Consider the following 19,922-nt stretch of genomic DNA (forward strand, 5'->3'; position numbering starts at 1 on the left):
TTTGCTAGCGAACACTTATAATCCAATTGAAATAAGTTAAATGGATTAACAGAGTTCTGAGAAGAATACAAATAAGCTTTACAGGGCGATCAGAACCCTTTATCCTAGAAAATGTAATGGCAACTTCAACCAGTCAATCAAACCATTCACTGGGCCAGAAGTTTCTTGAAGCGGAGGACAACTGGAACCTTGAACAACTCTACTCAGACCTCACCACCGCCAAACAATTCCATAAAAATAGTGAGAAACAAAAACTAACCAAAACAGAAAAGATTATCCTGCGGGGACTTCTGTGTGGTTTGAGTCCCTCGGAAATTGCAACAGAACTTCATCGAAATTGTTCTGGTTTAAGGGTGGATTTATCGAGGGGATTGTATCGCTATGTGGAAGTTATCACGAAAAAATCCCTACATCATTGGAAAGATGTTTCTGTATTTCTCGAAGCGGCAGGATATCAACTAGAAATCCATCTTAATAACGAAGAAATTCTGACATCTGAAGCCGTAAATATCGCCAAAAAAATAGCCGAAAATCATCCCGAACAACCCATCTCAACTTCAACTCCCCTCACAACTCCTTCACCTGCTAAACCCAAAAAAATTGACTCGATAGAAGCGATAGATGTCTCGACATTTTACGGACGGGAAACTGAACTAACGGCACTCAAACATTGGATAATAGAAGATCGCTGTCGGGTTGTAGCAATTTCGGGAATACAAGGGGTGGGAAAAACTTCACTTGCTTCTAAATTGGCGGGACAAGTACAAGAAGATTTTGAATATATTATCTGGCGAAATCTCGATCATACTCCGCCCTTTACTCATCTTCTCACGGATTTTATTCAATTTTTTAGTGAATCTTCTACTCCAGATCAGCCAGAGGAATATTTAATCAGTCAATTATTTAAGAAATTAGTTCAATCTAGAGTCTCGACCTCAAACTTTAACCAATCTGTTATTATTGCTGACGGGATACGAACTCTAATCACGTTTCTCCAAAAACATCGCTGCTTAATCATTTTAGATCATTGGGAATCCCTATTTCAACCCAAGACTTTAGTCGGTCACTACAAAGAAGGATATCAACCCTACGGAGAGTTTCTCAACAAAATAGGTCAACTTCTCCACCAAAGCTGTTTGCTGATGACCAGCAGTGAAACCCCGAGAAATATTGACAGATTCACGGGTAAAAATCAAGCCGTTCGTTGCTTCAAACTTAAGGGTTTAAAACCCCAAAATGCACAAAAAATCCTCAAACATGAAGGAATAGTCGAGGAAGAAAATCTGGAACAGCTAGTCAGTGAATATAAAGGAAATCCCCTGGCTTTACAAACCGTTGGAAAAACGATTCAAACCGTATTTGCAGGTGATACAACCGGGTTTATCAACTATCCCGCCTTTTTTGGGGAGTTTGGCGATCGCCTAGACCGTCAGTTTCGGCGACTTTCTAAAACCGAAAAAATGGTTCTCTACAAGATCGCCAATTCAAAAACTGCCCTGACTTTAACTCAAATTTCTGACGATTTTCAACCCTGCGACTGTTCGGAACTCATTAATATTTTAAGTTCGTTAGAAAAGCGATCGCTGATTGAAAATACATTGGAAGCAGATCAACGTTACTACCGGATCGACCCTTTAATTAATTACTATCTGCACGAGGTTTTACCGTCTATTTCTTAATTTATTAATCCACGACAATTAATTCTAATCCCTAACACTTCTGCACCAGCCCTCTGATTAAAAAATCTCCACAAATCCGCCAGAAGTTAGAAAAATTTTGTAACAATCTGATAAAATATTCACAATACCCCAACCCTGGGCTATCTTAAAAAAAGTCCCAGTGGAGGAACCGCCATGTCATCTACTCCTCGTCCTCCGGCGTCGGGTTCGGAAAACTTCCCGGAAGAAAACCCCTCTCTGGAAACGGGGTTAGCGGCGCTGAAACAAAAACAATATCAAACCGCGATCGCCCATCTCGAAGCGATCGCCGAGTCTCAAAGCCACCGAAGCGCCGGAATTAAAGCACAAATGGGGTTAGTTGTCGCCTGCGAACGAACTGGCAACCCTCAAAAAGCGATCGCCATCTGTCAAAGCCTAACACAACATCCGAAAGCAAAAGTTCAAACTTGGGCGAAAAACACCTTAGAAGACTTAAAAAACCGTTATCCGTTAGAAACCGAAGCCGAAGCCAACCCTAAAAATACCACATCCCCATCAAAAGAACCGGGTTTTGTTCCCTTTGAACCCACCTTACAACCGCCAAACGTTCAACCTTCACAACCTTCAAAAGATGCGGGTTTTGTCGCTTTTGAACCCCCACAAAAAAAGCCATCCGTTGATGCCGAACTTAATTATTACCGTTTAGAAAAACCCCAAAATCATCTAAGTTCCGTTCAACAACAAAAGGAAAATCAACAACAACCTCAACCAGAAAAAATATCAAATTTACCAATAAATTCCAGTCCGTTTTCAACAGAAAACAGCGTCCAAACAGAAGAAATACTCGAAAATCCACAGCCAACAGAAGTTCATCCCTTCGCCTGGAAACAAGCCGAGAGAGCGACCCAATGGCGGCGTTTAAAAGCTTTAAAATTAAATCGATTTTATCTCGAACAAGCCCTAACCGTTTTTGCACTTCTTTGGTTTCTTCCCCGGTTGATCGAGTTTTTGATGGAAACCGCCAATAAACTGTTATTGTGGTTGCCGTTGGTTGATACCTTACAACTGTTTTATCGCGATCCGACAGAATTTGTTTATATCAGTTTGGCGGGATTATTTATTCTATCCCCTTGGCTGTTGGATGGGTTGCTCAAACTCGCTTATGGAATGCAACCTTTAGCCATGACAACATTATTTAACCACAGTCCGGAAGCCAACCGAATCTTAAGAAATTATTGTCAACAACGCAATTGGAAAATCCCCGCCTTGAGAATATTACCAACAAATGCACCCATCGCGATGACCTACGGTTGTTGGCCGAGATTTGCTAGAATTGTCGTTAGTCAGGGATTACTCGATCAACTCTCGGAAGATGAAATTGCCGTTATATATGCCCGAGAAATTGCTTCAGTGGGTCAGTGGGATTTTTTAGTCATGTCTTGGCTGATAATGATTGTACAAATTCCCTATCAAATTTATTGGCAATCTGCACAATGGGTTGAACAATCTTTAGATTTGATGAACAGACTCCCCGAGTTTATCCCGAATTTTGTCCGGTCAATTTTATTATTGACGATCAGACTTCTCAACATAATTTTCACAATTGTTTCACCTTTGAGTTATGGGTTGTATCGAATTTTGCGTTTACCGACCTATTGGGTGTCTCGCCGACGGGTGTATTATCATGATCGCACCGCTTGCAACCTGACGGGAAATCCTAACGGGCTGACTCGGGCGCTGGTGAAAATCGCGATGGGAATGGCAAGCGAAATCCAGCAACGGGGGACAAGCAGCTTGTTAGAAGGGTTTGATCTGTTGATGCCCGTCAGTTACAAACAGGCGACGATCTTTAGCGGTGTAGCAGATTGTGGTAAGATAGAATTTCGGCTAAGTTGGGATTTAACCAATCAGGATCGCAAGTGGTTAGAAATTAATAACACGCATCCAGTCCTTGGCGATCGCTTGTCGATCTTATCTCATTATGCAAGTTTCTGGAAATTGAACACCGAGTTAGATTTATCTCAGGAAAATACCCGATCACCATCACCTCTGTTTAAGCAATCCCGCCGTTTGCTTCTTCAGGGGGCGCCTTATTTTGGATTTCCTGCCGGGTTGATGCTGGGAAGTCTAATTTGGTTATTGGGCGGAATTTTGGCAACTGTGGGGATTTGGCAGTTAGAATGGCTGTTTGGGGATTTTTGGATTTTAGCCGGTTGTATTCCCCTGGCTTGCAGTGTCGGGATATTTATTCGCATCAACTCATTTTTTCCAGATTTTCAACCCGCCAAGGCCTTGCAAAATCCGAATTTGGTGAATTTGTTAGCCAACCCTAACGCTTTGCCAATTGACAGTCAACCGCTACGTCTGGAGGGGAAACTCTTGGGTAGACAGGGGTTGAGTAATTTAATGGGACAGGATTTAATTTTACAAACCGCCACCGGAGCGATCAAACTGCATTATATTCCGGTGTTGACTCCATTAGCAAATTTTAGACCGTCAACTCATCCAGTTGATTTAATTGGCAAGTCTATCACCGTAACCGGATGGTATCGGCGGGGGGCGACAACCTGGATCGATGTAGAAACGATTGCGACTCAAGATCGTCAAGTGAATTTGACAGCAGGGCATCCAATTTGGTCTACAATCTTAGCTTGTGCGCTTGCCGTTTGGGGAGCTTACATGATTTCTCAAGGAGGATTTTAAGTTTTTGTGAGTTTTAAGAAGATGGGATTTGCATTTTGCAGCAGTCAATGTTACATTTGTTTACAAACCTTTAATACTTGTCTAACCTGTCGGGTAGATCGGAGGAAGACGGAAATCAATTAAATCAAAGATTGCCGAAGACAATCCTGTTGCAGTCAAAAAAAATTTGAACAAATTGCTAGAATTCTGCTGACAGCTATGATATCTTAGAAAATGGCTTTAAATTATCCGTTAGGAATAATAGAGAGCAGAGTTTTATTAAGTGTTGCTGTTTTTGACCGAACAGGTATTCTGATCGAGCGACTTTTTCTCCAAATGTTCCATTTTGTACCCGAGGGTGTACTAAACTTGAGTAGGCGTTACATCGACAGGAAGCTGACATCCATTGATATTTGTTTTATAGTCTGGGTTACAAGTGTTTCAAATGACACCCAAAGGAATTAAAAGCGTATACGGCAGTAAGTAATTGAGAGATGACCGCAAGTTTACAAAACAGGCAAACAAATTATAGGTTTCTGCATCAGCAAATACAGGTGGAGAAGGAATATCCAAGTCACCCGTTGGCTTGGGATAGACAGAGAAAAAGTCGTCAATTTTTTGTCTACCGAAAGCAAAAAGACTCTTCAAAAGGAGAGTATTTTTGAACAGCAGAGGTTTTTTATTCAGAGGATAGCAGTCCATGTCGTCGGGTTGTTTAGCTAGCTCATTTTAGTTGATATTTGGAGGTTTAACCCATGCCAGTTCGTCTTTATGTTGGAAATCTTCCCAAAGAACTAGATCGCAAAGAATTGCAGGACGTGTTTGCAGAGGAAGGAGATAATGTCTCCGCCAAAGTGATCACCGATCGCAAGACGGGAAAATGTCGGGGTTTTGGTTTTGTGACCGTACAAACCGATGAAATAGCCGATCAAATTGTTGAAAAATACAATGGCTTCATGTTCAAGGAAAACCCCTTAAAAATCGAAAAAGCCTTACCCCGCAAAAAAGGTAAGAGCGAAAAAGGAGAGGGTGGATCGGAAGAAGAATCTCGTCCGACCGCCAAAAGTGCCGGTGGGGCCAAGAAGAAGAAATCAAAAGGTGGCGGTGGCTCCTCTTCGAGTTCTTCGAGCAGTTCATCAAGTTCTAGCGACTCCGTTCAACCCGATCCCCGTTGGGCCGATCAGCTAGAGAAACTCAAAGAAATGCTTTCGGCTCAAACCACCAATTAAGACCCCGAAATCAACATCAGCAGCAAAATTAAAATTTCATCGGCTGCGACAATAAAACCCGCCTGAGTTGATTCAGGGCGGGTTTTTGAATGGAATCAGGAGTTGGATCAACAGGTGGTCAACTACAACACCTTTGATCTCAAAAGGGCCACAGGTAAACAAACTAACTTGCGCCGTGTCGGAACATAGGCTCGTTTGCTAAAAACATCGTACTGGTTGCGCTCAATTTCATCGAGAATCTTGCTGTACAGCAGCAACGCCGACCAAACCGGCCAGCGAATATCAGGACTCAAAGCGCGAATTCCTCGCTCGGCGAGAGTGTAATACTTACGCGCCCGCTGAATTTGAAAGCGCATCAGTTCTCGCCAGCGATCGTCAACAACTCCATTCAACAAATCCGCTTGCGTATAATTGAACAAGGCCAACTCTTCTAGGGGAAGATAAATGCGACCTCGGCGAGCATCCTCACCGACATCTCGGAGAATGTTCGTTAATTGATTGGCAATTCCGAGGGCGATCGCTTCTTCGGTCGGGATATAAGAGCCTTGTTGTTGATCCCAGGGAGCCTTTTGGTCAGATTGGGCAACACCCATCACCGCCATAGACATCAACCCAACTGTACCCGCCACCCGATAGCAGTACAGTTTCAACTCATCAAACGTTTCATATCGACTGCGGTACAGATCCATCCGTTGACCCGCAATCATATCTCGAAACGGCTGAATATCGAGAGGATACTGCTTGAGAGTATCCACTAACGCCACATCTTCATCATCAATGGGATCTCCTGCGAAAATCGATTCGAGGTGTTGTTCCCAATGATCCAAAGTTTCAGCCGTTGTTGAACTCGCCATTGGCCCATCAACCAGTTCATCGGTACGGCGACACCAGACATAAATCGCCCAGATCGCCCGACGCTTGGCGAATGGCATAAGCTGAGTTCCCATATAGAAAGTTTTGGAATACTCCGCAGTAATCTGACGACAGAGTTCGTAGGAGTCTTCCAAGGAAGCCAGAGTTCTCATCCGGGGGGACTTAGACAGTTGTAGCATTCGTCGTTTTTCTGCTCTGTCGCTATCAGCCGTAAATCGGTTGGTTATTGTGTAACAGGGGTGCGGGTGGGAGAATTGACACCGGCCGAATTGCCATTAAAGGCAGAATCAACCTGAGCCGCCTGGGCGTGCTTGTCAATTGAGGCTGAGTGCTGACTAATAGCTTGCGCTGTTAGTTTACCAGAAAGTACAGCACCTTCCATACTACCCAGGTATCGTTGCATCGTATAATCCCCAGTTAAAAAGAAATTGGGAATCGGTGTAACTTGAGAAGGACGACAAGCCTGAGCGCCCGGAACCGCCTTATAAACCGAACAAGGCGTTTTCACCACATGAGACTTCAACAACTTCGCCTGATGGGGAATTTGTTGGGGAAATAATTTTTCCAATTCGGCCATTGTAGCGGCAACAATTTCCTCATCGGACTTGCCGATCCAGTCTTTGGCCGGCGCTAAAACCAACTCTAACATCGAACGATCCGGGTTAGAATAAGCCTCACAGGTGTTGCTCATGTCCGCATACACGCTCAAAAGCGGCGATCGCGAAAATAACAGATGATCGATATCGGTCAGCTTGCGATCGAACCACAAATGCACGTTAATCACCGGAACGCCCTGTAAACCGTCTAGCTTTTTAAAATAATCCAATTTTTGCCAGGGTTCGGGTAACATCAATTTCAAAGGATCGACAGGCATCGCCGAAACATAAGCATCAGCCGTTAACGCTTCATCCGATCCGCCCACCTGAAAGCCATTGACACTGCCATCGGCATTCAATAAAAACTTTCTAATCGGTGAGTTGAGTCGAACTTCGCCCCCTCGCTCGGTGATATAATCGACCATCGGCTGACAAAGACGTTCTGTCGGCGAACCGTCCAAAAACGCCATCTTCGAGCCATTTTTCTCTTGTAGAAAGCGGTTGAGCGCCGTCAAAATAATCGTTGCCGAAATCTCATCTGGGTCAATAAAGTTGAGCGCTTTTGACATGGCAATAAACACTTCCTTTTCCACCCGAGGCGGAACATTTTGCCGTTTTAGCCACTCGGAAAAGGAGTATTGATCCATCTCCTCAACGTACTTCTGCCCCTGAACCATCGCCGGAATTAACCCCAAACCAAATCGGATCTTTTCCGGCCAAGTCAGCATATCATTATTACGCAGGATCGCTATCACTCCATTAACTGGAGCGGGCAGGTCGGGAAAATCAAACCGAGAATAGGTACCCGGCTTTTCCGGCTGGTTAAAAATCATCGTGTGTTCTTTCCATTGCAGCCGTTCCTCGATCCCGAGTTCTTTAAAAAGCTGCAACATATTCGGGTAAGCACCGAAAAAAATGTGCAAACCGGTTTCGTACCAGTCCCCGTCTTCGTCTTTCCATGCGGCCACCTTGCCTCCCAATACATCTCGGCGTTCTAAAACGATGGGCGTATGACCCAAATCCGTGAGATATTTGGCACAAGATAAACCTGCTAAACCTGCTCCGGCGATCGCAACTCGCATTGATAACCTTTAGTCTACTTGTTTGGATTTCGTTCTCATTATACTTTACATCTTGTTACATACAAGTCCAAGATTTGTTAAAGAAGGATGGAGAGAAGTCAGAAGTCGTGATGTCAGTCGTCAGAAGTCAGTTAGAACTGGTTACTGAAAACTGGCTACTCATAACTGGTGACTGGTGACTGGTGAGGCAGTGCTGACTTGGCGGAATAGTCGAGAAGCAACGGACGTTCCCGAAGGGTAATGAGTGACTGTAAAGACTGGTGAGGTGATAATTGCCTGACTTGACACGATAAAATAGATAATCGGAGAATCAAGCCAAATCGAAGCACATAAGGAGAAAACCAACGCATGGGTAGAGTAGTCGGCATTGACCTGGGGACAACTAACTCTGTGGTCGCTGTCATGGAGGGCGGAAAGCCTGTCGTGATCGCCAATTCTGAAGGAATGCGGACAACCCCCTCCGTCGTTGGTTTTACCCGAGAAGGGGAACGCATCGTCGGACAGATGGCCAGACGACAGGCAATTTTAGATCCACAAAATACCTATTTTGGAGTCAAGCGGTTAATAGGCAATAAATACGCTGACCTCACTCCCGCCTCAAAACGAGTCCCCTACACCATTCGCCGGGATGATGTCGGAAACGTCAAAATACGCTGTCCCCGCTTGAAAAAAGACTTCGCCCCGGAAGAAATCTCAGCAATGGTCTTGCGGAAATTGGCCGATGAAGCCGGCCGTTTTCTCGGCGAAGAAGTCACCGGCGCCGTGATTACCGTTCCCGCCTATTTTAACGACTCCCAACGCCAAGCCACCCGCGACGCCGGACGCATCGCCGGACTCGATGTCAAACGCATCCTCAACGAACCCACCGCCGCGTCTCTGGCTTACGGACTGGAAAAACGCGAATATGAAACCATTCTGGTGTTTGACTTGGGCGGTGGCACCTTTGACGTTTCCATTCTCGAAGTCGGAGATGGTGTGTTTGAAGTCAAAGCGACTAGCGGCGATACTCAACTGGGGGGGAATGATTTTGATCAAAAAATCGTTGATTGGTTGGCCGATCAATTTCTTGAACAGGAAGGAGTCGATCTTCGACGCAACCGCCAATCCCTACAACGGTTGACTGAGGCCGCCGAAAAAGCCAAAATTGAACTGTCTGGCCTGGGGGTAACAGAAATTAACCTGCCGTTTATTACCGCCACCGAAGAAGGGCCGAAACACCTCGATTATCGACTCACCCGAGGCGAATTTGAAGGACTGTGTGCCGATTTGGTTCAACGCTTGCGTCGGCCGATCAAACAGGCTTTAATTGATGCCAATCTTCGTCCCGATCAAATAGATGAAGTGGTCTTAGTCGGCGGTTCAACCCGAATGCCGATGGTGCAACAGGTGGTTTATAGCCTGATTGACCGCGAACCCAATCAAGGCGTTAACCCCGATGAAGTTGTGGCGGTGGGGGCGGCGATTCAAGCGGGGATTTTAGCCGGAGAAGTGCGAGATATTTTGTTATTAGATGTCACGCCTCTGTCTATCGGTTTGGAAACCATTGGCGGGGTAATGAAAAAACTCATCCCTCGCAATACGACTATTCCCGTGCGACGTTCCGATATTTTCTCGACTTCCGAAAATAATCAAACTTTGGTGGAAATTCACATCTTACAAGGGGAACGAGAATTAGTCAGCGATAACAAATCTTTGGGTAAATTTAAACTAACGGGAATTCCGCCGGCGCCTCGGGGTGTTCCTCAGGTGCAGGTTTCTTTTGATATCGACGCCAACGGGATCTTACTCGTGACCGCCCTCGATAAAACCACCGGACGGGAACAAAGCGTCACCATTCAGGGCGCATCTACCCTCTCTCAAGAAGAAGTCAACCGCATGATCCAAGACGCCGAACGATTTGCCGATCAAGACCGTTTACAGCGTGAACGGGTCGAAAAACGCAATCGCGCCCAAGCTTTAACCTATCAGGCGGAACGACAACTGCGAGAAGTCGCCCTCGACTACGGGATGCAATTTGCCCAACGTCAGCGAGGACGGATTGAAACCCTAATTCGGGCTTTGCGTGATAGCCTGGAACGAGACGACGATCGCGGAATCGATCAAATTGGGGCCGATTTACAAGATGCCCTCTACGAACTTAACCGAGAAGTGTCTGCTTTGGGTGCTGAGGACGAAGATGATTTGTTTGGTTCGATCCGTCGTACCTTTTCGGCTACGAACGAGCGCCGTCGGGAAGAACGTTATGACTATCGCGACTATCCCCCTCGTTCAGAACCTTTAGACACGGGACGGACTACCAGACGCTATTACCAAAGTGATGACTGGGATGAACAAGATGATGATTGGCTCTAAACAGTTTTCACAGCAATAAATTCGGTCGATACTCTCAACTTAAAATTCACCACTCCTAAACCCAATGATGCAAAACTTTCGGAATTATTATCAAATTTTAGGCGTTCCTAAAGACGCAACTTTAGAAGAAATCAAAAGAGTTTATCGCCGACTAGCCAGACAATATCACCCCGATCTCAATCCCGGCGATAAAGAGGCCGAAGAAAAGTTTAAAGATATTGGGGAAGCCTATCACATTCTTTCGGACCCGGAAAAACGGGCGCAATACGACGAATACAGTCAATTCTGGAAACAAAAAGGCTTTCAAGGTCGCAAAAGTTCTCCTTTTTCGGGCTTGAAAACTTGGGCGAGCAAATCAACCAATGGTCGCACCCAAACTCAAGAGGTTGATTTTGGAGAATATGCCGATTTTAATACGTTTGTCGATCAATTGTTGGGGCGACGGCGAGAAGTGAGAACGGTTCGGGCTGACGCGCCCCGAGTGGAGTCTTCCGATCCCTACCGTTCTCCCCGCACAAAAGCGGTTTATAAAGCCGATTCTCGCGAAGCCAAACGGGATATTGAAGCGCGATTAACTTTACCGTTAGAAAAGGCTTATACGGGCGGAATGGAACGCATTCGTTTAGAGGATGGGCGCAGTTTAGAAGTGAATATGCCGGCGGCGATGATCACGGGTCAGCGTATTCGTTTGAGAAATCAAGGCATAGGAGGCGGGGATTTATATCTGAAAATTAATGTTGTACCTCATCCCTATTTTACACTAGAACGCTCGGATATTTTTTGTGAGGTTCCGATTACGCCGAGTGAAGCGGTGTTGGGTGGTGAAATCGAAGTTCCGACGTTAGATGGTTGGGTGAAAATGAAGATTCCGCCCGGTGTAACCTCGGGTAAACGGTTGCGTTTGGCGAATAAAGGTTATCCGACGGGAACGGGAAAACGGGGCGATCAATTGGTGGAATTAAAAATAGTTGTTCCTCAAGATCCGAGTCCTCAAGAGCGAGAACTCTATGAAAAATTGCGCCAAGTTGAAGCGTTTAAACCCCGCAAAGATTTGCCCGTCGATATTTAAAACGTTGTTGTGATGCACGCGCATTGTAACAGTCTAAAAATTAGCATGGGGAGAATCTAGATCGGAGTTAAAGAAGTGATTGTATCAAATCAATCTTGCGCTCGAGTTGCCGAAGATTAGCGGAGATAACAATGCTAAAAACCTACAGGGCTTGGTTAAAAGGATGCCGTTTAGAGTGGATTGACGATGAGCCGGATTTGGGAGAAAAAATGCTCCAGGTTCACGTCACATTCCTTGATGAAAAACAGGTAACAGACTCGAAAACACGCGGACAAAAAATGGCTGAAATCTTAGCAAAGCTTGCCGCAACTCAAGTATTAGATGATGTTGATCCGGTGCTGTGGCAACAAGAAACTCGGCAAGACCGTTCATTACCGGGACGATAAAACGTGCTTCTTGACAGCAATATCATTATTTATTCTGCACGGCCGGAATATTCTCAGTTGAGAGAATTAATTGCCGAGTATTCGCCTGCGGTATCCGCCCTCAGTTATCTGGAGGTCTTGGGCTATCACCAACTAACTGAACCGCAGCGTCAATATTTTGAGGAGTTTTTTCAGGTTGCTGAAGTTTTAGCGATATCGGAAGATGTTTTGACTCAACTGTAGCTCTGCGACAACAGAGACGAATGACTTTGGGAGATGCGATTATCGCGGGGACTGCATTAATGTACGAGTTAACATTAATTACCAGAAATGTAGATGATTTTCGTTGGATTCCTCAACTGAATTTGCTCAATCCGTTTGATATTGATACGGGGTAAACTACCCAAACCGAATTTCTCTCAATTTTAGAATAATAACAGACGATAAACTCGGGCTTCTGTTGGTCAAACCGGAATTTTATCGCCTCTTATAGATAAATTTTTGTAAATCTTAATCTTCCATCGGCAAATCCTCATCGCGAGGTTTAAGATTAGAAGGCGGGCGATCGCTGCTCCAAGCCCACCAAACACAACCGCATTGACACTTATAAAATTCTTGCCATTTCCGACGATGATTGTCACCATAGACAGGAGAACGACGATTAATCCAGACCTGCTGCGCTTCTAAAGAACTTGCAGAACAATTGGGACAGCAAAATTCAAAAGCATGAATGGCGTTAGCAGTCCAGTCAGGCGGAGTCGGCTGAAAAGCATCCATTAGTCAAAAATTAGCTCACGGAAGAAACACTGTTTCTATTGTGTGCCTATTTGAGAAAATTGGGAATAAATCAATAGAATTTTGCATTTTTGACCCAAGAACCGAGGATTTGGAATTTTCGATTTTCTTCTATCTGCTGCTTGGAAAGTCGGTTCCTCCGCCTTCCTGGGGTTTAGCCGACAACCCGACTCAAACTGGACAATCGTGATCCATTGCTGTCCATTTATCGCTAAGATGCTTGTCATTGGAGCATTTATAAGGCAATATGCCCCTAGCGGGAGAGGTTGTAGGATATGAACCCACTGTTGAACTTGATATCTCTGTTAGGAATTGCAGGCTTATGTACAATTGCCTGGCTCGGCTCGGAAAATAGACAAGTCATTCGCTGGCAAGTCATCACTTGGGGAATTGGCTTGCAATTGGCTGTGGGGCTGGTGGTTTTTGTGTTTGGTCCCCAACTCGTCGAAGGACTCAGCAGCCTACTCAACGCCGTTTTAGATGCGTCTGAGGCGGGGGCGAGGTTTCTGTTTGGCGGTCCGAGTTCGATGTTGGTGAGCGATCCCAATTTTGCCGCCGGCCCAGGGCCTGCCGGTCGCTGGATTGCTCGGGCTGTGGGTACGCCCTATGTTGCGGTTCCCGGCGATCGCATTGGCCCGGACAATATTAACCCCGGATTTACCTATGTTTTGGCTTTTCGGGCTTTACCGCAGGTGATTTTCTTTGCGGGTTTGATCAGCTTGCTTTATCGGTTAAATATTATCCAGCCGGTTGTGCAGGTTTTTGCCCGAATTTTTCAGAAAACAATGGGAATTAGTGGAGCAGAATCTTTAGCGGGTGCGGCTAATATTTTTGTGGGGATTGAATCAGCAATTGCAGTCAAACCTTACCTGCTCGATATGACCCGCAGCGAACTTTGTGCAATTTTAACCAGTTGTTTTGGTTCGATTGCCTCATCGGTTTTAGCACTGTATGCGGGGTTTTTACGCCCAACTTTTCCAACGATTACCGGACATTTAGTTTCCGCTTCTATTCTCACAATTCCCGCCTGTTTTGTCTTATCAAAACTGTTGGTTCCCGAAACCGGAGATCCGAAAACAATGGGCGGAGTTCCCAAAGATCCAGAAGAAGATTTAGAAAAGCGTCCGAACCCGATGGATAGTTTAATTGGAGGGGCGTTAGATGGGGTCAAAATGGCGGTGGGAATTGCTGCTGCATTAATTGCTATTTTGGGAATGGTTGCTTTGATTAATTTGCTCTTTTCTTCTTTAGCAAGCCTTTCTAATAGTGAATGGGTCATTTTGCAACCCCTGGGCAGTGTTTTTCAGGTGATTACGCTACAAAATATTCTGGGTGCTTTATTTTTACCGTTAACTTTTATGACGGGCGTTTCTCTTGAATGGTCGGAATTATGGCAAGCTTCGGTATTAATTGGTAGACGTTTACTCGAAACCAATATTCCCCCTTATCAAGCTTTAGCCCAACTGAATACAACAGGAGAAATTAGTGATCGCGCTATGCTAATTGTTAGTTATGCCCTGTGCGGTTTTACCCATTTTGCCTCCTACGGTATCTTTGTTGGGGGTTTATCTTCTTTGATTCCTTCCCGGAGTTCAGAAGTTTCTGCTTTGGGTTTAAAAGCGCTTTGGGCGGGAACGTTAGCAACATTAATGACCGGGTGTATTGCGGGTGTTTTTGACTTTGGAAATCCGATGATTTTTGGCAAGTAAACTCACAATTTCCTCAAAAATTCAACCATGAAAAAAAACAAGCTCAGGTGGATCGCGATCGCCGCAATTACCACTATAATTTTAATCATCATCGGTCAACCGTCAACGATGATTAATCCTTCCCTTTCCGGGGTAAAAATCGGTTTGCCGACTCAAGCCCAACAAGCCACGCCCACCCCCAAACCAACGCCAACTCCTGCGGCTTCTCCGGCACCCCAACCGAGTCCTTCTCCCCAACCGACGCCGACTCCTCCTCCGACTCCCCAAGTCGAACCGTTACCCTTGAGTAACAATAATTATAAAGATCCTCAAGGTCGATTTCAGGTGGGGATTTTGGACGGATATAATGTTGGGTTTGTGGGGAATTTTCCCTTAATTGAATCTCCTGAAGGGAATTTAGCCTATACTGTTGTTGTCAAACCCCGAGAAAGTAGCCGACAAATTCCCAATGCGAGTTTAGCACAAATTGCCATTGAAACCTTTGAACGGGGCGAAGGATTTACACCGGGTTCCTATCAAGAATTGGGAACAGCTTCGGTGAGAGTTCCTTGGACGGGAACTGTGAGAATCGGTTCAAAAGTTCAACCGATTCAAGGCTCAATTTTAGCCCGTCAGATTAACAATAATATTTTTCTATTGTTAGTCTCGGCTACCGAAGAAAAAACCTCAGAAATTGATGCGGCAATTGCGGCTTTATCCGACAACTTAAAACCGATTGAACCGTCCTCAACTCAACCCGAAAGTTAGGCAAAAGTTCAAAAAACGTTTAGAATTTAGTACAGATAAATATGGGAACAAACTCGCCCCTTTCTTTCCAAACTTCAAACTAAAAATTGAGATGAGCCATGAATCAAGATGCTGAAATTTATCACTTGTTAGACTTGATGCCCGCTTCCGGTCGTATGATGACTCAGTTGGTGAGTAAACCCCAACAAAAAACAGTGATTGACTGCCCTTTTCCGCTTCCCTGGAAACCCATGCGGAAAATTTCTATCAATTTTGAACTGTGGCAAAATTTAGCCCGACCGCAGCGAGATTTGTTGCTGTTGAGAACGGTGAGTTGGGTGTGTAATATTCGCTGGATTAAAGTGAATATTAATCAGGGTGTAGCTTTGGCGGGAGTGGTCGGAACGGCGATTGAAATTGCTAATCAAGACCCGGTTGGAGTCATGTTAGCGGGGAGTTTAGCCGGTCTGGGTTTAACTCAAATTTGGAAATCAAACCGCAGTTCTCAAGTGGAATTAGAAGCCGATGAAATGGCTATTCGCGTCGCCCAACGTCGGGGTTATACTGAAGCGGAAGCGGCTCGGGCTTTGTTACAAACTATCGAACGAGTTGCCGAAATAGAAGGGCGTACCAGTTTGACTTTTTTAGAGTTAGTTCGCTCTCAAAATTTGCGGGTAATTGCCAAACTTTCTCCGGTGAAAATCCCAGATAATATTCGACAAGAAAGTTAATGGATAAATTCTTATTTTATTCGATTTGGGTGAGAATCCATCGGATGGTGATTTAGGGGAATAAAATTATGTCGGCAACCTTTAAAGCCTTACAGGTTACTCAAACCCCAGAACAACAATTTACCCAAGAAGTTGTTAACATCGGCTTGGATAAATTGCCCCCCGGAGATGTTTTGATTCGGGTGCATTATTCCAGTTTAAATTACAAAGATGCTCTTTCCGCAACCGGAAACCGGGGCGTTACTCGTCAATTTCCTCATATTCCTGGAATTGACGCCGCAGGAATTGTTGTTAATAGCAACGTACCCCAATTTAAACCGAATGATTTAGTGATGGTTACGGGTTATGATTTGGGGATGAATACTTGGGGCGGTTTTGCCGAATATATTCGGGTTCCGGCTGAGTGGGTTGTACCGCTTCCGTCAGATTTAACCTTACAAGAAAGCATGATTTTAGGAACTGCGGGGTTAACTGCGGCTTTGAGTGTTAACGGGTTAATTCAACAGGAAATAACACCGAGTTTGGGTGAGGTTTTAGTCACGGGTTCAACGGGTGGTGTGGGGAGTTTGGCGGTTTCAATTTTAGCAAAATTGGGCTATTCTGTTGTCGCCGTAACGGGGAAATCAAAAAGCCATGATTTTCTGAAAAAATTGGGTGCAAAATTGATTATTAATCGCTCGGAAATAGACGAACAAACGGGTAAACCGCTGTTAAAAGAACGTTGGGCGGGGGTGATTGATACGGTGGGCGGAAATCTATTAGCAACGGCGATTAAATCAACTCAATATGGCGGTTGTGTAACGGCTTGTGGGTTGGTTGCGGGGGCGAATTTAACAACAACAGTTTATCCGTTTATTTTGCGGGGTGTGCGTTTAATTGGAATAGATTCGGTACAATGTTCGATGGATAAACGCTTGTTAATTTGGTCAAAACTGGCTGCGGCTTGGAAACCGACTTATTTAGATGAATTGGTAACAACAATTTCCCTCGAACAGTTACCCGAAAAAATATCAGAAATTTTGCAAGGTAACATTCAAGGTCGGATTTTAGTTGACTTGCGTTAAAGCTTGAATCGGATTTGGGATTTCAAGGACTTTTAAAAACTCACTTGTCTTCGGACACGGCGAATTGATATGATCACCGAGTATCAAAAACGTTTTAACTCCTCAAAGTTCGGGTTTAGACTGGGAATGACCGCGATTTTCCTCGTCTCCTTGCTGTTGCGATTTTGGGGATTAAGCCGATTTAATACGTTAGTTTTTGATGAAGTTTATTACGCTCAATTCGCGAATAATTACCTGACGAAGACTCCTTTTTTTAACGCTCATCCGCCTTTAAGCCAATATATTATCGCCGTTGGAATTTGGATCGGTTCTCATTTACCTTTTGGTCAAGATACTGTTAATGATCTGGCGGGTTCAACCCTGTCAACTTGGAGTTATCGCTGGATGAACGCCCTCACCGGTGCATTTATTCCGATGGTTTGTGGGGCGATTATTTATCAACTCACTTCTCGGCGAACTTACACCTTACTCGCCACCCTGTTAATCGCAACCGATGGCTTTTTTTTAGTTGAATCTCGCTACGCACTCAATAATATTTATATTGTCATTTTTGGTTTATTGGGTCAACTGCTGTTTATTCTTGCTCTGAAAAGCCAAAAAAGAAAGCAATGGCTAATGTTAGTCGGTTCGGGGATTGGTTTAGGTGCAAGTGTAGCGGTTAAATGGAATGGTTTGGGATTTATTTTAGGACTGTTTATCCTTTTAATTTTAGCTTGGATTTTTAAATTTGTCAACAATTATAATCAAAATCTTAGCCCCATCCCCTCCCGTCAATCTCCCCTGGAAAACTTAACTGAATTATCAATCCTAAAACTGGCTTTAAGTTTAATCGTAATTCCGATTTTATTTTACTTTATTGCTTGGATTCCCCACTTACAAATTAGTCCCGAACCCGGACTTTGGGAACTGCAAACGACGATTCTCAACTATCACAAAACCTTGGGGAGCGGGCCAGATATTCATCCCTATTGTGCGCCCTGGTATACTTGGCCGTTAACGCTGCGACCTTTAGCTTATTTTTATACAAAAATTGATCGGTTAACCGAACTCGATCCGTCCGTTCCTCCCCCTAATTTTACCCCCGTTATTTATGATGTTCATGCAATGGGAAATCCTCCCCTGTGGTGGTTTTCTGTTCTGGCCATTATTTTAACAATTTGGGTATTATGGGAACGGATGATGACTTGGGTTAAAATAAAGAACAACCGATCAATTTTACCTACAACTTCAGTTCATGCTTATACCCATTTTCCCCCAAAAATCGAGTTATGGCTATTACTCTATTTACTCGTTAATTGGTTGGCAAATTGGACACCTTGGATAACTGTCACACGCTGCGTTTTCCTTTATCATTATATGAGTGCATTTGTTTTCGCCGCACTAATACTCGCCTGGTGGGTGGATCGGTGGCTGCAAAGTAATCTGTTTCATTTACGCTTAATTGGGGCGACCACAGTCAGTTTAATTTTACTTGGTTTTGTCTTTTGGATGCCGATTTTTTTGGGCCTTCCCCTTTCTCCCGAACAATGGCAAATCAGAATGTGGTTTCCAAGCTGGATCTAGGAAAAATGAGACATTTCTCATGTTTTAAAAAGGGTTGATCGTCGGACTTGAATTAGGCTAAAATGGACAAAGATCGGAAAACCGAACCGCCTCAACTCCTGAAAAAACTCACCGCATTTCCGGAATCAAAGTAAAATTGATTGAAGGGTTATAAAGTGATATCAATCACGAAAACTAACAGTGCTTATCACGGCAAAGTTAGCGATTGTAATTGATAATACTAAATAAAGATAAACATCGAGTTCAAAGCTGAGAGAGTTCAATTATGCAAGATAAAGAAAACAAAAAAGAGACATCTAAACCCAAAGAAAACTTAAATGAGGAAACCCAAGATATCAATGCAATAGCAAAAGGATTGATGGTCTACCTCTCCTGGTCAATGGCGGGTTTAACAACACCCAAGAAACCTCCTCAACCCTAACAAGATGCACCCCAATAAAAAGTTCTGTTGCCTAAAACGGGGTGAGGTTAACCGATTATACTGTTTACCTTTCCTAACGTTTTTAGCTGTTGTTGAGTGAGTAACTGTGCGATCGCTAAACTGATCGGTTGATGAGTTTCTTGCTGATAAAATGTATATCCCGGCGACGGATTAACCTCAAAACAATACCATTCGCCATCATCAGTTTGTCTCAAATCAATACCCGCTAGAGGAAGTTTCAGGGTGGCAGCGAGTTGTCGGCATCGCTGTTCAATTTCTAGGGGTAAAATATCACTTTTTAATTGAGGATAATCCGTTGTCTCACCGGGGTAGCGATAATCATCCGCAGTTGATGCGATCGCACAGGCAAAAACCGCCTCACCCACCACATGAACCCGATAATCTTGTCCGGGAATATATTGTTGAAATTGAGTCGGACACCAAGCAACATTTGCCAGACGTTTGTGATGTTCAGGACTCAAACGAGACACTTTACTCCGAGTCGAACTAATCGACTTATAAATAACATTTTCATGCCGTTCCCAAAACCCATAAACCGCATCCGGATCGGTGGAAATTAAAGTATCGGGAACGAGAAAACCGGCTTGCCGAATTTTCTGCAATTGGTAGGGTTTAGAATTATTAGAAGCCATTGCACTCGGACGGTTTAAAACCAACGCCGACGTCATTTCTACCCAAGACAATAACGCCTCATCAACTGCTGCGGCGTGTTGCCAAATTCGACTGTTAGAACCGGCTTTTGCCACGATTGGAAGGCGGCGAGAGTCGTAGGGACGCAAATAAACACCTGTAACGGTATTGAGATCAATTTTAAACTTCGGCGTGCAAATTTCCCCCGCAATTGCGCGACCAACAGACAGAGAAATTTCAATCTCTGAAATCTCACGTTGGTCTAAAAAAACCGTTGGAAAACCCAGATTATTCAACTCTTGATAAACCGTATATAAGGGTGAATCTCCGGGTAATCCCCACAGTAGAGTTAACAT

At 44.4% G+C, this 19,922-nt stretch carries 18 protein-coding genes; 14 read left to right on the forward strand and 4 right to left on the reverse strand.

Annotated features, from left to right (window positions below; all coding sequences use genetic code 11):
• The first annotated feature begins 116 nt into the window (after positions 1–116).
• The 3 genes from ACL6C3_RS28685 to ACL6C3_RS28695 all read left to right on the forward strand — a co-directional run bounded on the left by ACL6C3_RS28685 (position 117) and on the right by ACL6C3_RS28695 (position 5,569).
• Positions 117–1,679 (forward strand): NB-ARC domain-containing protein, encoded by a 1,563-nt coding sequence (locus ACL6C3_RS28685; RefSeq protein WP_413163347.1) that lies wholly within the window; start codon positions 117–119, stop codon positions 1,677–1,679.
• A 174-nt stretch (positions 1,680–1,853) separates the two neighbouring features.
• A complete protein-coding gene (locus ACL6C3_RS28690) occupies positions 1,854–4,361 on the forward strand; it encodes a M48 family metalloprotease (RefSeq protein ID WP_413163349.1) in 2,508 nt (835 codons plus the stop codon).
• A 734-nt stretch (positions 4,362–5,095) separates the two neighbouring features.
• Complete coding sequence (locus ACL6C3_RS28695; RefSeq protein ID WP_413163350.1) at positions 5,096–5,569, forward strand: RNA recognition motif domain-containing protein; 474 nt, start codon at positions 5,096–5,098, stop codon at positions 5,567–5,569.
• Positions 5,570–5,691: 122 nt separating this feature from the next.
• On the opposite strand, the gene crtB is transcribed toward ACL6C3_RS28695, so the two are convergent.
• A complete protein-coding gene (gene crtB, locus ACL6C3_RS28700; protein ID WP_413163351.1) occupies positions 5,692–6,621 on the reverse strand; it encodes a 15-cis-phytoene synthase CrtB in 930 nt (309 codons plus the stop codon).
• Between the two features lie 44 nt (positions 6,622–6,665).
• Positions 6,666–8,120: a 15-cis-phytoene desaturase gene (gene pds / locus ACL6C3_RS28705; RefSeq protein WP_413163354.1), complete on the reverse strand. Its 1,455-nt coding sequence runs from the start codon at positions 8,118–8,120 to the stop codon at positions 6,666–6,668.
• 348 nt (positions 8,121–8,468) lie between these two features.
• On the opposite strand from pds, the gene dnaK reads away from it, so the two are divergent.
• From dnaK to ACL6C3_RS28730, 5 genes are all read left to right on the forward strand, one after another.
• Positions 8,469–10,472 (forward strand): molecular chaperone DnaK, encoded by a 2,004-nt coding sequence (gene dnaK / locus ACL6C3_RS28710; RefSeq protein ID WP_413163357.1) that lies wholly within the window; start codon positions 8,469–8,471, stop codon positions 10,470–10,472.
• Positions 10,473–10,539: 67 nt separating this feature from the next.
• A complete protein-coding gene (locus ACL6C3_RS28715; protein WP_413168430.1) occupies positions 10,540–11,541 on the forward strand; it encodes a DnaJ C-terminal domain-containing protein in 1,002 nt (333 codons plus the stop codon).
• Positions 11,542–11,672: 131 nt separating this feature from the next.
• Positions 11,673–11,927, forward strand: a complete 255-nt coding sequence (locus ACL6C3_RS28720; protein WP_413163359.1) for a hypothetical protein — start codon at positions 11,673–11,675, stop codon at positions 11,925–11,927.
• A gap of 3 nt (positions 11,928–11,930) precedes the next feature.
• Positions 11,931–12,149: a hypothetical protein gene (locus ACL6C3_RS28725; protein ID WP_413163361.1), complete on the forward strand. Its 219-nt coding sequence runs from the start codon at positions 11,931–11,933 to the stop codon at positions 12,147–12,149.
• Positions 12,150–12,169: 20 nt separating this feature from the next.
• On the forward strand, positions 12,170–12,304 hold the full coding sequence (locus tag ACL6C3_RS28730) for a hypothetical protein (RefSeq protein WP_413163364.1): 135 nt from the start codon (positions 12,170–12,172) through the stop codon (positions 12,302–12,304).
• Positions 12,305–12,416: 112 nt separating this feature from the next.
• Here ACL6C3_RS28730 and ACL6C3_RS28735 read toward each other — a convergent pair whose 3' ends face one another.
• A complete protein-coding gene (locus ACL6C3_RS28735; protein WP_413163366.1) occupies positions 12,417–12,683 on the reverse strand; it encodes a hypothetical protein in 267 nt (88 codons plus the stop codon).
• A 293-nt stretch (positions 12,684–12,976) separates the two neighbouring features.
• On the opposite strand from ACL6C3_RS28735, the gene ACL6C3_RS28740 reads away from it, so the two are divergent.
• From ACL6C3_RS28740 to ACL6C3_RS28765, 6 genes are all read left to right on the forward strand, one after another.
• Positions 12,977–14,410 (forward strand): NupC/NupG family nucleoside CNT transporter, encoded by a 1,434-nt coding sequence (locus ACL6C3_RS28740; RefSeq protein ID WP_413163368.1) that lies wholly within the window; start codon positions 12,977–12,979, stop codon positions 14,408–14,410.
• Between the two features lie 27 nt (positions 14,411–14,437).
• Entirely contained in the window at positions 14,438–15,157 is a 720-nt protein-coding gene (locus tag ACL6C3_RS28745; protein ID WP_413163370.1) for a hypothetical protein, read from the forward strand.
• Between the two features lie 98 nt (positions 15,158–15,255).
• Positions 15,256–15,867 carry a DUF3318 domain-containing protein gene (locus tag ACL6C3_RS28750; protein WP_413163372.1) on the forward strand — a complete coding sequence of 204 codons (612 nt, stop codon included), beginning with the start codon at positions 15,256–15,258 and terminating at the stop codon, positions 15,865–15,867.
• A gap of 68 nt (positions 15,868–15,935) precedes the next feature.
• Positions 15,936–16,931 carry a YhdH/YhfP family quinone oxidoreductase gene (locus ACL6C3_RS28755; protein ID WP_413163374.1) on the forward strand — a complete coding sequence of 332 codons (996 nt, stop codon included), beginning with the start codon at positions 15,936–15,938 and terminating at the stop codon, positions 16,929–16,931.
• 69 nt (positions 16,932–17,000) lie between these two features.
• On the forward strand, positions 17,001–18,494 hold the full coding sequence (locus ACL6C3_RS28760; RefSeq protein WP_413163376.1) for a dolichyl-phosphate-mannose--protein mannosyltransferase: 1,494 nt from the start codon (positions 17,001–17,003) through the stop codon (positions 18,492–18,494).
• A 265-nt stretch (positions 18,495–18,759) separates the two neighbouring features.
• Positions 18,760–18,915 (forward strand): hypothetical protein, encoded by a 156-nt coding sequence (locus ACL6C3_RS28765; RefSeq protein WP_413163378.1) that lies wholly within the window; start codon positions 18,760–18,762, stop codon positions 18,913–18,915.
• Positions 18,916–18,962: 47 nt separating this feature from the next.
• Here the strand turns inward: ACL6C3_RS28765 and ACL6C3_RS28770 are convergent, their stop codons facing one another.
• Positions 18,963–19,922: an ATP-grasp domain-containing protein gene (locus ACL6C3_RS28770; protein WP_413163380.1), complete on the reverse strand. Its 960-nt coding sequence runs from the start codon at positions 19,920–19,922 to the stop codon at positions 18,963–18,965.

Source organism: Capilliphycus salinus ALCB114379, assembly GCF_047276495.1.
In the GTDB taxonomy this organism is placed as follows: domain Bacteria; phylum Cyanobacteriota; class Cyanobacteriia; order Cyanobacteriales; family Microcoleaceae; genus Capilliphycus; species Capilliphycus salinus.

Excerpts from the sequence above, each read along its gene's own strand:
- ACL6C3_RS28685 (WP_413163347.1), top strand. The coding sequence starts at position 117 with ATGGCAACTTCAACCAGTCAATCAAACCATTCACTGGGCCAGAAGTTT.
- ACL6C3_RS28690 (WP_413163349.1), top strand. The coding sequence starts at position 1,854 with ATGTCATCTACTCCTCGTCCTCCGGCGTCGGGTTCGGAAAACTTCCCG.
- ACL6C3_RS28695 (WP_413163350.1), top strand. The coding sequence starts at position 5,096 with ATGCCAGTTCGTCTTTATGTTGGAAATCTTCCCAAAGAACTAGATCGC.
- crtB (WP_413163351.1), bottom strand. The coding sequence starts at position 6,621 with ATGCTACAACTGTCTAAGTCCCCCCGGATGAGAACTCTGGCTTCCTTG.
- pds (WP_413163354.1), bottom strand. The coding sequence starts at position 8,120 with ATGCGAGTTGCGATCGCCGGAGCAGGTTTAGCAGGTTTATCTTGTGCC.
- dnaK (WP_413163357.1), top strand. The coding sequence starts at position 8,469 with ATGGGTAGAGTAGTCGGCATTGACCTGGGGACAACTAACTCTGTGGTC.
- ACL6C3_RS28715 (WP_413168430.1), top strand. The coding sequence starts at position 10,540 with ATGCAAAACTTTCGGAATTATTATCAAATTTTAGGCGTTCCTAAAGAC.
- ACL6C3_RS28720 (WP_413163359.1), top strand. The coding sequence starts at position 11,673 with ATGCTAAAAACCTACAGGGCTTGGTTAAAAGGATGCCGTTTAGAGTGG.
- ACL6C3_RS28730 (WP_413163364.1), top strand. The coding sequence starts at position 12,170 with ATGACTTTGGGAGATGCGATTATCGCGGGGACTGCATTAATGTACGAG.
- ACL6C3_RS28735 (WP_413163366.1), bottom strand. The coding sequence starts at position 12,683 with ATGGATGCTTTTCAGCCGACTCCGCCTGACTGGACTGCTAACGCCATT.
- ACL6C3_RS28740 (WP_413163368.1), top strand. The coding sequence starts at position 12,977 with ATGAACCCACTGTTGAACTTGATATCTCTGTTAGGAATTGCAGGCTTA.
- ACL6C3_RS28745 (WP_413163370.1), top strand. The coding sequence starts at position 14,438 with ATGAAAAAAAACAAGCTCAGGTGGATCGCGATCGCCGCAATTACCACT.
- ACL6C3_RS28750 (WP_413163372.1), top strand. The coding sequence starts at position 15,256 with ATGAATCAAGATGCTGAAATTTATCACTTGTTAGACTTGATGCCCGCT.
- ACL6C3_RS28755 (WP_413163374.1), top strand. The coding sequence starts at position 15,936 with ATGTCGGCAACCTTTAAAGCCTTACAGGTTACTCAAACCCCAGAACAA.
- ACL6C3_RS28760 (WP_413163376.1), top strand. The coding sequence starts at position 17,001 with ATGATCACCGAGTATCAAAAACGTTTTAACTCCTCAAAGTTCGGGTTT.
- ACL6C3_RS28765 (WP_413163378.1), top strand. The coding sequence starts at position 18,760 with ATGCAAGATAAAGAAAACAAAAAAGAGACATCTAAACCCAAAGAAAAC.
- ACL6C3_RS28770 (WP_413163380.1), bottom strand. The coding sequence starts at position 19,922 with ATGTTAACTCTACTGTGGGGATTACCCGGAGATTCACCCTTATATACG.